Genomic DNA, 17,034 nt, shown 5'->3' on the forward strand with positions numbered 1-17,034 from the left:
TGCATTCAAAACAACTGGGGTGGTCACTTCGACAGCATCCTTTTTCGGGACGACGAGAAGTCGCACATATTGGGTTTTGGTTACTACATATTATATTATTGTCCAAAGCTGGGAAATTGTGGACTCAATTTATGTTTAGGCTGAGCTAGTTGTGTGATTTAGCTCATAGCATTTCTATTGTACGGGTATTCGTGAATCTTCGATTTCTCCTCCCTATCGGTCGTTCGAAATGACTGGGGTGGTCATTCTGTTTTAAGGCGCTTTTCGAAACTTATTAATAAAAAACTAAATTTGGGTAACACCAATTCCAGCTTCTAATTGTTTTACAATCATTTTGTATATATAACCACAAACGAACATCGTACAACCCTTTATATCGGGGTGACCAATAATATACAGCGTAGGTTATCCCAGCACTATTTTGATAGTCAAAATTCCAAGAAATCTTTTGCGGGAAAATATAACTGCATTTATTTGGTGTATTACGAAGGCTTTGAAAGCTCAAAAGATGCTATTGCGAGGGAAAAGGAAATTAAAAAGTGGCGAAGGGAAAAGAAGAAAAGTCTTGTTACTTCTTTTAATCCTAAGTGGGAAACCTTAAACAATCAGATTATTTAATAGGATTATATTTCAGGGGCAGTCACTTCGACAGAGTCCCTTTTCGGGACGACGAGAAGTCGCACATATTATGGTTTTGAAGTATGAACATTTTTCATGTCCATAGCTGGGAAATTATTCAAACAATTGAGGTTTCGTTCAGCTACCTGTGAGATTTCTCCTCCCTATCGGTCGTTCGAAATGATTGTTTTACGTCACTCCGACAGAGTCCCTTTTCGGGCGATTGAGAAGTCGTAAATATTGGTTTTCGTCATTGCACATTTTATCATTGTCCATAGCTGGGAAATTATTCAAACAATTGAGGTTTCGTTCAGCTACCTGTGAGATTTAGCTCATAGCATTTCTATTGTACGGGTATTCGTGAACCTCAGGTTTAGCTTATGCCGTATTTATTATTGGGGATTTTCGTAAACCTGCGGTTTAGCTCATGGCTTTGTTATTTCACGGGAATTCGTGTACCTACGGTTTCTCCTCCCTATCGGTCGTTCGAAATGACTGTTTTACGTCACTTCGACAGAGTCCCTTTTCGGGCGATTGAGGAGTCGTAAATATTAGTTTTCGTCATTGCACATTTTATCATTGTCCATAGCTGGGAAATTGTGGACTCAATTTATGTTTAGGCTGAGCTACTTGTGCGATTTCTCCCTAAGGTCGAAATGACTAGAGTAGTCACTTCGACAGAGTCCTTTTAACAAAACTAATTTAACAACTAATGCTAGATTTTTAATTGGATAGGCTTGCCAGCACCACTACCTATTCCCTCCTGCTTTAACAACAGCAGTTTGGTTTAGAGTTCCAAAGATTTAAATTCCTGCGTCAAGGCTGTCAAGGAAGATTCCACGGCCATCCTCTCTAGGGAAGATGCCCCAACAAAGCCATGGGCATCCGTATTGGCAAGGATCACCCTTACATCATCCGGGGTATTGATGGGCCCGCCGTGCGCCAAGAAAATGATATCCGGATTGACCTTTCGGCCCGCTTCTATAATCTCCTGTGTCCTTTTTATGGCAAAATCCATGTCCACCGTGGCACCCACTACCCCGATGGATCCGCCCACCGTGGTGCCCACATGGGCTATAATGGCATCGGCACCTACCTCTGCCATCTGTACGGCCTCCTCGGGGGTAGCAACATATACACATGAGAAAAGATCCATTTCCGAGGCCAGGCGTACCATTTCCACTTCCTTGTAGAAGCCCATCCCGGTCTCCTCTAGGATGTCCCTAAAATTACCGTCCACAATGGAATGGGTAGGAAAATTATTGACCCCGGAGAAGCCCATGGCCTTTACCTGTTGCAAAAAATGCCACATACGCCTTCTAGGATCGGATCCGTGTACCCCACAGAATACGGGGATCTCCTCCACTACTGGCAATACCTCAAACTCCCCGATCTCCATGGCCACCCCATTGGCATCGCCATAGGCCATTAGTCCCGCAGTGGAGCCGTGGCCGGACATCCTAAAGCGCCCGGAGTTGTATATGATCAGAAAATCGGCCCCGCCCTTTTCAATGAATTTGGCACTGATACCCGTTCCTGCTCCGGCGCCTATGATGGCCTTCTTTTGGGCCAGAGTCTTTTTCAATCGCTCTCTTACTTCTTCTCTGGTATAGGGGTTTCCCTTTCCAGTCCATTTATTTGGCATATCGTCTTTTATTTTTGTTGTATTTGGTTTTTGTATATTATTTCTCTTGTTGCAGTAATCCCAATAAACGCTCCACCAAGGCCTCGGCAAAGGCCGTGTCATTGATATGGGCGTCCACCTCCATGACCCCTATTTGGCCATCGGCGCTATCCTTTATGGCTCCGAACAGGGCCGTATCCGCTTCGGGATCATAAAAAATATCCCCTTCACTGTCCACCTGGGATATCCCTTTTAGCGGGATCATGATTTCTGCAGCGGCCTTGGCCTCTTTTAGCTTGTCTACCAACTGTTTTCCCAGGGCCTGGTTCTCCGCAACATTGGTGCGCATCAGGGTAACGTCCGGCGCCCAACTGTAGAGCTGTCGGGACCTGTACTGCTCGGGAAGCGTGTCCATTTGTGCAAAGTTCACCATGTCCAGACATCCGGGCACCACAATCTGTGGTATCCCCATTTCCGACGCTGCCGTGAGTCGGTCTGGTCCTGCGCTCAAAATGCCCCCGCACAGTTCATCGGCCAATTCGGTGGTGGTAACGTCCAACACCGCATCAAAGACCCCTTCTCGGATCAGCGATTCCATGGTGGCCCCGCCCACTCCGGTGGCATGGAAGGCCATTACCTCGTACCCCTTAGCCTTTAACAGTTCGGTACACTTGTCCACACACTTGGTGGTATTCCCGAACATACTGATGGCAATATTCTTTTTGGTCTCCTCCGAGGCGTCCTCCTTGGTATCCGCCATGGCAACGATGGCCGATGCCGCCTGCCGTATCAACAGCCTACTAATGCTATTGAGGCCGGCCACGTCCACTACCGAGGACATCAGGGTAATGTCCTTTACCCCTATCTGCCTGGAAAGGTCCTTGGCCACTACCGTGCTAAGGCAGAATTTGGGGATGCCCAGCGGCACTGCCTGCATGGCCTCCAGGATGATATAGGTTCCTCCTCCCCCGCCCATGCCGATGACGCCCTTGATCTTGTCCTTGTCGGCAAGCTCCTTCAGGATGGCTGCGGCGCCCTTGCCCATCAATTCTACCGCCCTGCCCCTATCGTTGGAATTGCGGATGGATTCCAAGTCCGATCCCGAGGCCTGTGCCACGGCGTCATGGTCCACATCAATGGGAAAATCCACCGAAGTCTCCATGACCCCGGTGTTTATGGTGATCACCTGCTGGTCCTGCGCTTTGAGATTTTTTAGGAGGTAGGAAAAATCCTCCCCCTTGGTATCAAAGCAGCCCAGCATTACTATACTTTTATCAGAGGTCGCCATAAGTTTTTATTTGGATTGCACGTTGAAATCGAACACCACTACACGCTCCAATTTTGGCACTACCAGCTCCTTGACCTTTTCGTGTATGGGATGTGGCAGATAGGCCTCCCTGGATTCGGGACTGTCAAAGGTCATGATAAATCCGTGGGTATAGCCATCGTTCAGCCCTTCCGTACTGTCATAGGATCCGTGCTCCATCTCCAAAAGACCGGGTATCTGCCCCACCATAGCCTGCATGGTGGCAAAACAATTCGCTATCTCCGCCTCACTTATCCCATCCTTGAACTGGAACATTCCATAATGTCTGGTCATAATCTAGTTTTTTATTTACTGTCTAATTTAAAGTTTTTATATAAGCGAGCAAATCCGAAACCTGTTCCTCCGAATAATTGTCTATCAGCCCCTTGGGCATAAAGGAGCGACCCCCCAAAAAGCCTTCGGAATCAATTTCCGATACTTGGATAAACTGACTACTGCCGCCCATAAATCCTAGGGTAGTCCCCCTATTATCCCTTTTCACCAGGTAGCCCTCTAAATTGGAGCCGTCCTTCTTGGTTACCCTATATACCGCATAACTACCTTCCACAGCAGCGTCCGGATTCAAGATAGCTGTTAAAAGGGCCTCGTTTTCGCGCATTGCCGATCCGTCCAATGCCGGGGCAAAATCGTGTCCCTTGTCGCCCACACTGTGGCACATAAGACAGGTCTGGAAAAGTTTTTCGCCATTTTCAGGATTTCCTCCCCCTTTTTCGGCAATGGCCATAAATCGTTGCAATTTGGACTGGAAGGCTTTCTTTTCGGCATCTATCCTGTTTTTCACCTGATCAAAAAGTTGTATCCCCCTTGTGTCTTCCTGGTCCGACTTAAAGACCTTTTCCGCACTGGAAAGGTTGAATTCTTCCGAGGTCAAAGCCCCCGCTTCAAAAAGCTGCTTAAGTAGGGTACTGCCCACTTCGGAGTTGGACAATTTTCCAGTAACAGATTTCTTCTGCGACTGGTCCAACTTGGGCATCCAATTATTTATAACCTTACTGGCCCCTTTCATATCGGTCTTTGCCAGCGCTTGGATAGCTTCTGCCCTCAGATCCAATTCCAAGGTTTTCATTTTAGCGATCCGCTCAAAAATGGCCCTATTCTCTTTAGGCTGTCCAACCAATGCCAGCATGGCCAGCTTGATCGTTTCCGAAGGGGAGTCCTCACTTACAAACGGAACTACCTTATCCCTCAAGGTATGGATACCCAATTTCCCTATGGCCTCCAAACCTAAATTTTGTTGTGATTTATCACTGCTTTTCAGCAAATGCCCAATGGGCTTTATCAATGCACTGGTAAGTTCCTTGGATTGCACCTTGGACAGGTTTTTTAGGGTGAGGGAAACATGTTCCTCTGCCTTGTCCACATTTTGCAGAACGGGCCGCATCAGACTCTCTACCTGCTTGTTCTCCAGCATTCCTGCCACGATTATAAAGGTGGGCTCGTCCAGATCCTTATTGTCCGCTTTCTTCCAAAGGTCCATAAATACCGTTTCCCGTTCCTCCTTTGGCAATGCCTGACTGGCCCATATTAAATTGGCCGTGGCGTATTGGGATGCATTGGGAGATGCAATAAAATTCAACAATTCCTTGGGATAGTTCTCTAGGGCCTTACGGGCCAAATACCTTTCAAAATTACGCTCGTAGGCCCCTCCCATGTCGTTGCCTTCAAGTGGTGGCTTACAGGCAGCTACCAATAGGGCTATGGTCTCTGGATTTGCCGTTCTTGCCGCATCCAAGGTCCGTAGTACCTGTGACCTTACCATGGGGTTTTGGTCCTTGGAAGGTTTTTCCAATAGCTGGGCCAATGTTTTGGCATCCAAGGAAAAGGATTCCAGGGCACGGACAGCTTCCCTTCTAAGGTTATCGTCTTGGGTCGCCAATAGGGTCTCCATTAGTCCTTGGTCGTAGTGGTTTATTCCCTCAAGCGACCAGAGGGCCATGATACGGGTAATTTCGTCCTGTTGGCTATCCGAAACCAGCTGTACAAGGTCCTTGGTCAATGCCTTGGTCTCCCCAATAGGGCGATCTGATATCTGGTGCCAGGCGGCACGCTTGGCCCATATGGAGGGGGACTTAAGATAGCCTACAAGTTCACCGGTCTTTACCTCATAGAAATTGGGGATCTCCCTAGGCTTTTGGGATTTATGACGGATCCTCCATATGCGACCATGGGATTTGTCCCGGTCCGGGTGTGATGTGTCCACCTCGTTATGGGAAACAATTTTATTGTACCAATCGGCAATATAAAGACAACCGTCAGGTCCAAATTCCATATTCACCGGTCGGAACCAGTCATCATCCGATGTCAAGAAACTCGGAAGGAGTTCGGCCGACACCGAGCCGTCTTCGTTACGTACTATTTTAACGGCATTGATCTCACTGGTAATGGGATTGGCAATAAAGGCCACATCTTTCCATTCACTGGGAAAAGAGCCTTGTACATCATCTGCAAAGGCAACGCCCGACATGCCCGTTCCGCCAACACGGAATTTGTGCAGTTCCGGCATAAATGGCTGGTAAGGCCTTAGACGTTGCATACCTATACCGGGGAAACCGGTCCCTGGTTCCATGGGTACGACCGAATACCCCAAATCATTGGCTTCCATTCCATACCATTGGCCATTACCCCGTAACTTAAAGCCCCAGATATTGTTCAATCCGGCGTTTACCAGTTCTATCTTTTTTGCATCCATGGAGAATTTTGCAATTTTACTGAAGTCAAGACGTATTTTGGCGTCGCTCTTAAGTGAGCTCACCTCACCTTTGTTCAGGGCCCCTTGGCTAAAATGTATCCAATCTCCCGGGCCGCGGACCAAAACATGGGCCATGGTATGGGTATCGGTAAAGCCAAAGCCGGTGAACAAGGGCGTACGCTTGTCCGACTTTCCGTCATTGTCCGTATCCTCCAGAAAGAAAAGCTCTGATCCCTGGGCCACATAGGTACCATTCTTATAGGGCAATATACTCTGTGGTATGGCAAGTCCGTCTGCCCATACATTGGTCTTGACATTATTTTTTTCGTAGAGTCCGGATAGTACCAATATTTTATCCTTTCCTTTGGTCTTCCCGCGGTACAGGTCTAGAATTCTTCTAAAATTAGGGTCTTTTTCCTGGGCTGCCGGATCGTCCATTAGCTTGAGCAAATCCCGCCAAGCGATATCGGATACCGGATCTAAGGGATACATCTCCGCCGTTTGCGTCCACAATCTGCCTGCATCGTCAAATGCCATATGGATGGGGTTTACCACGCCGTCCTTTTCACTGGCCACCAACTCTACCACAAAACCTTCTGGTACATTAAAGCCCGCCAGTTCCTCTTGGGGCGAAAGTATTGCTGTCCGTGACGAATGCGTTTTTTTGTTGAGGGCCGGATATTTACTTGCATTAGTATCCCCTGAATTGGCCATATCCGATTTATCCTTACATCCCAAGCAAGTTAAGGCCAATACAAAGCCATATAAAAGTAGTTTCCTTTTAATTCCCATCTGTTTTCCTAAATTAATAATAATTATATGCCCTAAAGCTCCGTGATTGTTATATGCTTAAATTCTACCTTGGCATTTCCCCCACTGTGCAGTTGGATGCCTATCACCCCTTTTGCCGGAATATTAGGGTCTTTTTCAATATACTCGGCAGTTTTAACGCCATTGATATAGGTTACATGCTTGTTGCCTATACATCTAACAATATAACTGTTCCAACCTTCCTCGTTCAGAATATGTTTTAGGGTTTCAAGTTCACCGCCCAGGAGTTTGCCCCTACGGTGCTCATCATAAATATCGCCCCAATACCCCTTGCCTATGTCGGCCTGGTAGCCGATTATCTTATTGCCCTCTATAATGGATCGGTATTGGATACCACTATTGATAAGGCCCTGGTCATGGTCTCCGGTAATACGGAACAAGCAACGGAACTCAAAGTCGCCATAGCTTTCAGTAGTATACAAATAGGTATTCGTTGGGATCTTGGTTACCCCATCCCCCCCGGTAATGACACCATCTACAACGGACCAAAATTTGGCGTTTTCCTTCTTTACGGGCTTCCAGCCGTTAAGTGTTGCCCCATCGAAAAGGGAAGTTGTGGAAGTCGTGGTTTGAGCACTACAGTAAAAGCTCGTCAATAGGGCTATTAAGAGAATAGGTAGTTTATTTCCTAAAACGCATTGCCCTTTTTCCCAAAGGAATCTGCCTGCATTTTCCTTTTTCGCATACGGCTCCCTATATAAACCATTGTCTTTACTGATTTTCATATTTTGATATTTTAAGGTTTTCTACAATTTATAAAAATCATTGAATTCAATAATAAGCATACGGTAAAAAAGCAATTTAGTGGCAACTTATGAATGATTGAAAAAATGCCAATCATAAATTCCCATCATTTGCGCCTTTATTACTTAGGTATAAAAGTAACCGTTTTACCGATTGGTTTTTGATTGTCCTAAAGTAGGACTAGAATTGAAAATTAAACAGATTTGCAACACTTAATATATCCCAATTTTAGTATTGGGACGTCCCAAAAGCCCAAAAAACGGTACTTTTAAGGGATAAGACACCACACAAAGGAGATGGACCTTAAGGTAAAATTTCCCTCTTTCAACTCTCCATTACCCCTATACACCTATAGAAATGGAGGGAGTAGTTGGGCAAGATTTCTACGCCCGCCCTTAACGGATACGGGTGGGCAAGCGTCGGAGCAATTAAATCTTGATTATCGAGTAAAAATTAGATTAATCTTAAAATTTTTATGTGAATTGGAAAAATAGAATAAACTATCCCACAGTTTGTGCTATGTTCATTTTTTGCATCGCCCAAAAAACGACCAGGGCCGAATAACCAGGGTACAGTGTACCTTGGTTAGGAGGAGCCAGCTGTAGCCAGGGTCATCTTGCTATTCAGAACTGCTGCTCATTGTGGAAACCACTTGATTTAGAACGAAATTGAAAATAGGCCGGTTATCGTTGCTTCAACCTTACAGCACATACAAATATTTGATCCTTATCAACATAACTAAGAACGTTATCTTCAAAGTCCGTTGATTGGATAATCTCCTTATGTAATGGAAATGTCATGCCAGTTAAGAATCATTGAAGCCGTGGAAGTAAATGACTGCTTATGCCCTAAATCAATATTTATTATTGACCAAGACTCTTTTTATATTCTGATGGGGTGCGATTGGTTACGGCCTTAAAAACCCTATAAAATGAAGTCTTGGAACTGAATCCACTTTTTTCGGCCAAATACATCATGGTATAAGCTTCATTATTTGGATCTTTCAACAGCCTTTTAAATTCCTCTACCCTTAAGTAGTTTAGGTAGTTGGTTAAACTAGTACGCCCTATCTTATCGAAAAGCATATTGATGTTCTCTTCGCTTTCCCCGGCCACTTCCAGGATTTGATCTATGGAAAGGTTTTGATCTTTATAAATGCCAGACTCCTCTATAGAGGCCTTGACTTTTTCAAACTTTTCCATTTCCACCTCACTCACTTTCACTTTTGACCCCTTTCTTAGATGGAAAATATATCTTCTTAGCAGTAAAATGCCGATAACAACAGCAATCACTGCTACTACAAGGTATATCCAAATATTATATGGCACAGGCTTGTTGAAAAAAATGATATCATCTACCATAATATGTCCCCATCCACCAGAGAAATGGTCAAGGATTTCAATCCTTGCCTTCTGACCTTTAAAAGGAGTTACATCCCATTGTTTCCAACGCAACTGCCCGTCGTTTTGTCCTGTTTGGGAAAAGACGATGGAGTCATTGACCAATAAATTAATGCAGGTCTTGTTGGGATGCCTTCCTCCTCCCACTAAAAACTTAATGCCATCATACTTAATCGTAAAGGTTTTGGAAGTGAGTTTTCCTTGTTTGGTATCATGGGTCTCCCCAAAGGAAAATGCGAAAAATTTGCCATTGAACCCATCCGGGGTTAAGGGATAATATACATTGGTCCTATTTCTTGGCACCTCAAAGGCCTCTCCTTCTACCTTCCAATTGCCGTAAGAGCCGCTTTCAAAATCCTCAAAAACCTCTTCCCTGGCATCTTTGAAATCACTAAAAACAATATTATCTACCAAAATATGAGGTAAGGTGTTTGGTGTATATTCTGTGATCATCGCATCCACTATCTCTATCACCGCACTCTCTCCTTGCAAATCATCAACATCCCAGATTACCTTTCTAAAAATATTATCGTTCTCTCCGCTGGCAACCCTTACAATCTTGTTGTTCACTATTAAATTAATACATTCCCGTGTATCATGTTTTCCCCCGGCAACCAATAAACGAATGTACTTCCGGTCTATAATAAAGTTTTTTGATACCAGCTTGCCTTGATTATGACTTTCGCCCTCCCCTTCAAAATTGGAAAAAGCAAAAAAGCTGCCTTGGGCGTTTTTTATATTTACGGAAACGGAATCGATTCTGCAGGGTTTATCAAATGCTACCCCCAATTTGTTCCACTTACCAAAATCACCGCTTTCAAAATCCTCGAAAACAATATCCGGTCTTTTCGAAGAAGAACAGGAAACAATAAGAAATACCAAGAGGAAACTTAGGCGAAATAACATTTACCTGACGAATGTTAATTAAATATTAATCTCTAAATATACGTACGCCCATACCAACTTCAAAATATTTGAAGTAAGAATTTCTTAAGGCTATCTGTTAACCCTACCCAAAGCCCCAAGTGACTATTGACCAATTTCTTGCTCTCTTGCTCCTAGGCATATCACGTATTCCCTAAGGGTGATTTTCAACTATTCTGAAATTGAAGCAGTTGGGTGATGCTCTTAAAAAAAGAGACTGCATCTTTTAGAGTGCGGTGATTGCAAAAAGATTAGCTGCGCTGATCATTTCTAATCCATGCTGCAAATTCATAACCTCGCAGCTAGCACTGCTAGTTTTTTTATGTACCACAGCGTATGGAATAATTAGAATTCTTCCTATCCAAACACTGTTATAGCCTGCATCATACATGTAGTAAACAGTTGGGACTAATTTGCAATAAAGAAGCAAAATACGTCTCTATACATATAAGTACCGATTATCATGAAGGATGACCATAATAAAAATGACTGCCAAAAAATACGGCAGCCATTTTTAAGGTATTTTAAAGTGTGGTGAACCTAGAAAAGAATGGGAATATTCCCTTGCTTACACTCTACAATCATATCTTCAGGCCAAATACTAGTTTGAATCTCTCCGATATGCGCTTTTTTCAGAAAAAACATACAAAGACGAGACTGACCTATTCCCCCACCAATGGATAAAGGAAGTTCATCATTAAGAAGCATCTTATGCCACATTAATTCCTTCCTATCCTCTGCTCCTTCAATAGCCAATTGTCTATTAAGTGCTTCTTTATCAACACGAATTCCCATAGATGAAAGCTCCAATGATTCTTCAAGCATAGGGTTCCAAACAAGGATATCTCCATTAAGCCCCTTTAGACCATTTTCCGTTTCGGTACTCCAATCATCGTAGTCAGGAGCCCTATCATCATGTTTTTTTCCTTCTTGGAGTAGCCCTCCAATTCCTATTATAAATACCGCACCATACTTTTTAGCCGCTGCAGATTCTCTTTCCTTGGATGTAAGATCAGGATACTGTTGTGCCAATTCCTCTGTATGAATAAATGTAATTTCTTCTGGAAGTACAGGCTTTAAATGAGGATAGCGCTCGTAAACAACATATTCTACCCTCCTAAAAATACTATATATTTTTCTTACAATATATCTTAAAAAATCAGTAGTCCTTTCTTCCTTAGAGACCACTCTTTCCCAATCCCATTGATCTACATATATGGAGTGTATATTAGAAAAAACTTCGTCTGGACGAAGTGCGTTCATATCAGTATACACTCCATAGCCTGACTCCATTTCTAACTGGGCCAGTGCAAGCCTTTTCCATTTTGCAAGCGAATGAACAATTTCAGCCTCGGCATCATTCATGCTTTTAATTGGAAAGCTAACAGGACGCTCCACTCCGCTGAGGTCATCATTGATTCCAGATCCTTTTTTAACAAATAAAGGTGCTGTAATGCGTCTCAATCTTAATTCGGATGATAAACTAAGCTCAAAAAAGTCTTTGATCAATTTTATTGCCTGTTCTGTCTCCTGCATATTTAATTGCGGACGATATCCTTTTGGGATTTGTAATTTATAATCCATTATATTAATATTTTATTAAATGATTAGCTCTATGCCGAGTTATATGTAAAATTTGAAACGCAAATGTGCAATAAATAGCAGGAATATCAAAACTGCGCTAAGTGATAAATCATGGACGATTTATTGACTTCACCCCATTTAATCGAAATACCAATCAAAATAATCCAATCAGGTGATGAACGTTGTTCAGTTTTTACAAACCAACCAGGGTTAGCTACGCAGATCCTTCCTTATCAATGTTGCAATTTCAAAACCTCGCATTCGCCATTTCCTGTTCGTTATTTATTATAAAGCCAGCATCTCAAATTTCCCCATTATATCCACGGTATTGAATAGCGAAGGGCAGGGCCACAATTCCATTAAAAGGACAGAGTTCTATGTAGGGAGTTTTACCAACCGTGTATTGGGTGAGATGAATAAGGTTTCTGTTTCGGGAATAGCAAATAAAAAGTTATAAATACCAGCCAATTTAGTTTTACTGGGGATCTACATTGTCTTCTAAAATGGTGTAGCTTAATTTCAGGTCAACTTCTAAAACAAAAGGAGGAAAACAAAAGCATTTTCCTCCTTTTAAACATAGTACACTCAGTACGATCATTTTAAATATTTACAATATTTGATCGTTATAATCCCTAAGCTTGACATTTAAAAATGGCTTCCTGGCTTAGTCTTTCTTCTTAATAAAAACCACTCCGTAGGAATCATTACCTATATCTCCCCTCACCTTAGCCTTAATTATAAATTCGGCTCCAGTCTCATATCCATCGATCTTTATATTGTAGGTGTTGTCAATAGAAGTGGGCCCAGTTTCTCCCTTATGCCTATCTTCGGTAATCAATTGTCTGTTTTTATAAACGGATACCCCTTCAATTTCCAATTTATGGGCCCCGTCCGTGTAAATGAAAGTGACCTCATAAGTCCCATTTCCATTTATTTTTCCCGTTGAATTTAATTCCAATTCCCCGAAATTAACTCCTTTGATAAGTGCCGGTTTCCATTCACCTAACAGTGTCCCAAATTTTTTGAATTGTTCATACTTCTCTGGGAAGTACAATGGCAAAGAGAACTGCTGACGGTTCACTACAGTAATCGCCTTAAAATCGGACAACTTTTCTACGCGGACAGGCTTGGTATATATCTTATCATAGGAATTAGGTTTAAGGCCATTGGTCGTATAGGTGATATGTGCCCCCTCAACCACATTTTCCATGGTCACCTCTATGCTCCCATCCATTTCTTTTTTTCCAATAAGTTTAGGCTGAGGCACCCTATAGCCGTAGCCGGCTTCATCATATCTGTTATAATGTTTTCGCATTCTTTGTTCAAAATCTGACCAATCTTTACGGCTTTTTTCGGTCCAGGCAACTTCGGCTAAAGCTGCCATTCTAGGAAAAGTTAGATAATCAAAATACTTCTCTGATCGGTTTTCATTAATAGGCTGGATTTCCTGTAAAATAGTGCCATGGATAAACTGATCTGACCAAAGGGTAGCGTGAACTCCTAAAACCTGGGACTTGAATTCATCCCCTAATCCTTCTACCACAGGATCCATACCGTAAACTTTTTCAAGGCTAATTGGAGATAACCAAGTAGCTGCTTTCACCTCTCCAGGGATATTACTCTCGGCCACATCAAAATAGGCATGGCTAGATAGTGCCATCACCATATCATGTCCTGCTTGTGTACCCAAAATGGCCTTTTTTTTGTTGTGCCACACCATTCCAACTGCCTTATCATCTAGACCTCTTTCTATTATCTCATCCCAACCTACAATAATCTTTCCGTGATTTTTTAATACCTTTTGGATCCGATTGGTAAAATACACCTGCAGGTCGGCTTCCTTTTCCAGTCCTAGGGTTTCTTTTCTTTTCTGGCAATGTGAACATTGTGCCCATCGATCGTACTTGGCCTCATCACCTCCAACATGTATGTATTTACTTGGAAAAAGTGCTACGACCTCATCAAAAACATCCTCCAGAAAATCAAAAGTGGACTCTCTGCCCACACAGTACAGTTCCCCACTAATTGAGTGCTGGGTCTGTACTACTTGCGGAGCTCCTGTACAGGACAAATGTGGGTAGGCGGCAATGGCCGGTAAGGTATGGGCCGGAATCTCTATTTCCGGGATAACCTCTATATTTCGCAAAGCTGCATAGGCTACTATTTCTTTTATTTCCTCTTGGGTGTAATAGCCTCCGGTTCTTTCGTGTCCATCGCCCCTGAATCCGCCAACGGAAGTTAACTTGGGATATTTCTTAATTTCTATTCGCCATCCGGCATCGTCTATCAAATGAAGGTGCAGTACGTTCATCTTGTACATAGCCATCATATCTACCAATTGTTTTACATAGGACACCTCATAAAAATAACGGCTAACATCCAACATCATTCCCCGCCAAGGGTAGGTAGGCTCGTCCTCTACGTAGGCTCCTTCAATGGCCCAATCTACATCTTTTTGTCTTCTTGGATTAAATATTTCTATGGGTAGCATTTGTCTAAGTGTCTGAATTCCGTTGAAGACACCAGCCTCACTATTGCCAATAATCTGAATATTTCTGGAATTCACAGAAAGTCGGTACCCTTCCTCTTTATCGTCTTGTGGGTCTATGGAAAGATGAATGCTGTTTTTTTTGGATTTTTTGGATGCCGATAACTCAAAATCCCAACCTGTTGCAGGGGAAAGGGTTTTTCCCAAATAAGTTGCCAAGGCCTCCAAGCCCTCATTATACTGTATTTTTGTTGAATGATCTAGTAAGAAAAGTTCGCCATTAGGTTCAAAAAGCTGTGATTTTGGGATGATATCGGTCGTTTCAGCCTGACCGTAAGAATTAATAATAACGAAAAACAATAAACACGTTTTTCCTAAAATAGTTTTTAACATAAAAAATTATAATTGAAATATTTATAAATACAACTTAATAACAACCTCAACCTTTCCATTCTGTTAGGCCATATTCCTTAATAACATTATCGTAGCATTAAATTAAGAAATTACTGAATGGACCAATTAACGTACTAAATTGTTCCCAAAAATATACTAAATTCAAATAATTATGTTTACCAATTACAATATTCCTAACTGTTAAGGTTTTCTTGGCTAATAGATGTCAAAATCATTTCTTATCTATGTTGCAATTTCAGAACCTCGCAGCCACCGCTGCTGTTTTTTTTATTTACTACTCTTTGTAGGGTTCTGCCTCTCTATAGAAGCGGACCTATTGATATAGGTTCATTGAGTATACGATCATCAAACCGCACTTTTACTGTCTAAAATTCAAACGCTATTTTTTTGCCTTCAGCAATTCTTCTTTTGACAACTTTATTGGTTCGATTGTCCGTGAAGTAAACCATGAGCTTTTTACCCGATCTTTTTACCTCAATATTAAAGTCCTCACCAAAAGCCTTTATATTTTTTAGGGACATATGCTCCCATTCCTTTGGCAATCTGGGAGTACACTCAAAACTTTTGAGGCCGGTTGGAACGATTCCGAACATTCCTTCGGTAAATACGCGGCAATACAATCCGCTTTCTGCAGATAAATGTGCCATATTCCCTTCCGGGTACGCTTCTACAACATAGGGTACCCTACTGCCCAACAATCTTTGATCTGTAAATTGGGTCAGTTTTTGAATGGATTCCTCCGTAGCTCCCGCCAAGAAAGTTCCTCTAAGGGCATAGAGGGTGCCCCTATCCCAAAATATTTCGGAAATCTTCTTGTTCTGATCGTTTTTTTCTACATGCACACCGTTTTCGGACCACAATTTTTCAAACAATGCCTTTGTGGTATCGTCTTTTCTGTCGAATAACTGCACTACAAGTGGAAGGCATATCCAATGCCGTAGATTTTGGTGTTCCTTGTAATATTTATACGTATCCAACCCTTCTATGGTAGCCCCAAAATAAACTTCTATGGCCTTGGAAATCTGCTTGGCCTGCTGTCTGTATTTTGCCTCTAAACTTCTGGGCTTGCCCAATGACCTACTAAGGTCCCGGGCCAAATTTAAGGCTCCGTAATACAAACTTGAGGTAGACAGATTGGCGTTTCCTGTTTCGATCCTTCCCTCCATCTCATCAGATTCTGAAGCCACCACCCCGGCTTCGTTCAACTGTCTATGATTGTATTCCAAACACCAACTGATCAAAGGCCATAATTTTTCCGCAGTGTCACGGTCCCCGCTAGCCAAGGCATACTGTGCAGCACCGTAGGCGATCATAGCCGCATCACCACGATCTAATGGATTTATAGGGGCATCACCCTCAATTTCAAAGGAGTATCTAATATTGGAGTATTCCTTATTAGTCTCCTTATCATAAAGGTCGTACATGTTCATGGCCGCATCATTACCTAAATCGTATCCCAAATACGGAAAGAACGGATTTACATACTCCGCCTGATCATTGGCCCAAAAACCTACATAGTACCTGCCCCCTCCTGGGGAATGCAACAGCCCTAATTTGGACTCAAAAATACTTTCTGAGGCTCTTATCTTAGAAAACTCAAAAAGGGTATTTAAGCTTTGGTTCGGGGTCTCCAATGTTAAGGAGGTTTTCATTTTTCTTAAAAACTCCAAGCGCTCCTTATAGTATTCGTCTCCTTGAATATTTATTTCGCTTTCTTTGTTCAAGGTAGCGGATATTCCTATAGAAAAAGTATATGATCCTCCAGGAGGTATATTGATCTCCTTCTTAATATTGCTTTTGACCGAAGCGGTATATTCCCCTTTTACTCCCTGGAGCCTTTTCTCCCTACTATTGGTTCGGCCCAACATATTCACCTCCTGTTCTGATGTATTGGTCAAGGTCCATTGCTCTACAAACAATCGCTCGGACATGGATGGGAAGAACGTTCTGGTCAAGGCTACCCCACCTACCGGCTCATGGACAAATTGCAACATGCCGTTGATGTGCACCTTACTTACCTTCCCGGGTGCATATATCTTATTGTTCTGTATAATACTGGGTAAAATAGCATCTGAATATATATCCTTAAAATAAGCCCGATAATGTTTCCATTCTGCATCATTGGTTTTTATATATGTTCTTAGTTGTGGGAAAAAGATTTCCCTGGAAATAGAGAGTTCCTTGTCTTCGTTTATTTCATAAGAAATAATTCCGGCCACACGTTTACCTGCCATTTCAATATTATCGGAATAGGGAATGTTCTCCTCTTTGGAAAGGTCCATAGCAATTTCATTGGCATGTACAATGTTCCAATGTTTTTTTACCTGCCCTACAGCCTTTAGCCCAAAAAGCAAAACGGTCGCGGCCAATACTATTTTCTTTTTCATATTT

The 17,034-nt window shown here is 42.6% G+C and carries 10 protein-coding genes; 1 reads left to right on the top strand and 9 read right to left on the bottom strand.

The window, feature by feature from the left end; all coding sequences use genetic code 11:
• The first annotated feature begins 318 nt into the window (after positions 1-318).
• A complete protein-coding gene (locus EHW67_RS08495; RefSeq protein WP_126161950.1) occupies positions 319-618 on the top strand; it encodes a GIY-YIG nuclease family protein in 300 nt (99 codons plus the stop codon).
• A gap of 787 nt (positions 619-1,405) precedes the next feature.
• Here the strand turns inward: EHW67_RS08495 and EHW67_RS08500 are convergent.
• From EHW67_RS08500 to EHW67_RS08540, 9 genes are all read right to left on the bottom strand, one after another.
• Positions 1,406-2,263 carry a phosphoenolpyruvate hydrolase family protein gene (locus EHW67_RS08500; protein ID WP_126161951.1) on the bottom strand — a complete coding sequence of 286 codons (858 nt, stop codon included), beginning with the start codon at positions 2,261-2,263 and terminating at the stop codon, positions 1,406-1,408.
• Between the two features lie 37 nt (positions 2,264-2,300).
• Positions 2,301-3,530: a Tm-1-like ATP-binding domain-containing protein gene (locus EHW67_RS08505; protein ID WP_126161952.1), complete on the bottom strand. Its 1,230-nt coding sequence runs from the start codon at positions 3,528-3,530 to the stop codon at positions 2,301-2,303.
• 6 nt (positions 3,531-3,536) lie between these two features.
• Positions 3,537-3,842 (bottom strand): Dabb family protein, encoded by a 306-nt coding sequence (locus EHW67_RS08510; protein WP_126161953.1) that lies wholly within the window; start codon positions 3,840-3,842, stop codon positions 3,537-3,539.
• A gap of 22 nt (positions 3,843-3,864) precedes the next feature.
• Complete coding sequence (locus EHW67_RS08515) at positions 3,865-7,050, bottom strand: PVC-type heme-binding CxxCH protein (protein WP_126161954.1); 3,186 nt, start codon at positions 7,048-7,050, stop codon at positions 3,865-3,867.
• 32 nt (positions 7,051-7,082) lie between these two features.
• Positions 7,083-7,814, bottom strand: a complete 732-nt coding sequence (locus EHW67_RS08520) for a 3-keto-disaccharide hydrolase (protein WP_126161955.1) — start codon at positions 7,812-7,814, stop codon at positions 7,083-7,085.
• 882 nt (positions 7,815-8,696) lie between these two features.
• On the bottom strand, positions 8,697-10,139 hold the full coding sequence (locus EHW67_RS08525) for a helix-turn-helix domain-containing protein (RefSeq protein ID WP_126161956.1): 1,443 nt from the start codon (positions 10,137-10,139) through the stop codon (positions 8,697-8,699).
• A 558-nt stretch (positions 10,140-10,697) separates the two neighbouring features.
• Positions 10,698-11,741, bottom strand: a complete 1,044-nt coding sequence (asnA, locus tag EHW67_RS08530) for an aspartate--ammonia ligase (protein WP_126161957.1) — start codon at positions 11,739-11,741, stop codon at positions 10,698-10,700.
• A 664-nt stretch (positions 11,742-12,405) separates the two neighbouring features.
• Entirely contained in the window at positions 12,406-14,589 is a 2,184-nt protein-coding gene (locus tag EHW67_RS08535) for a beta-N-acetylhexosaminidase (protein WP_158285103.1), read from the bottom strand.
• Positions 14,590-15,008: 419 nt separating this feature from the next.
• Complete coding sequence (locus EHW67_RS08540; protein ID WP_126161959.1) at positions 15,009-17,030, bottom strand: six-hairpin glycosidase-like protein; 2,022 nt, start codon at positions 17,028-17,030, stop codon at positions 15,009-15,011.
• Positions 17,031-17,034 lie beyond the last annotated feature (4 nt).

Source organism: Arenibacter aquaticus (genome assembly GCF_003957295.1).
Taxonomy (GTDB): domain Bacteria; phylum Bacteroidota; class Bacteroidia; order Flavobacteriales; family Flavobacteriaceae; genus Arenibacter; species Arenibacter aquaticus.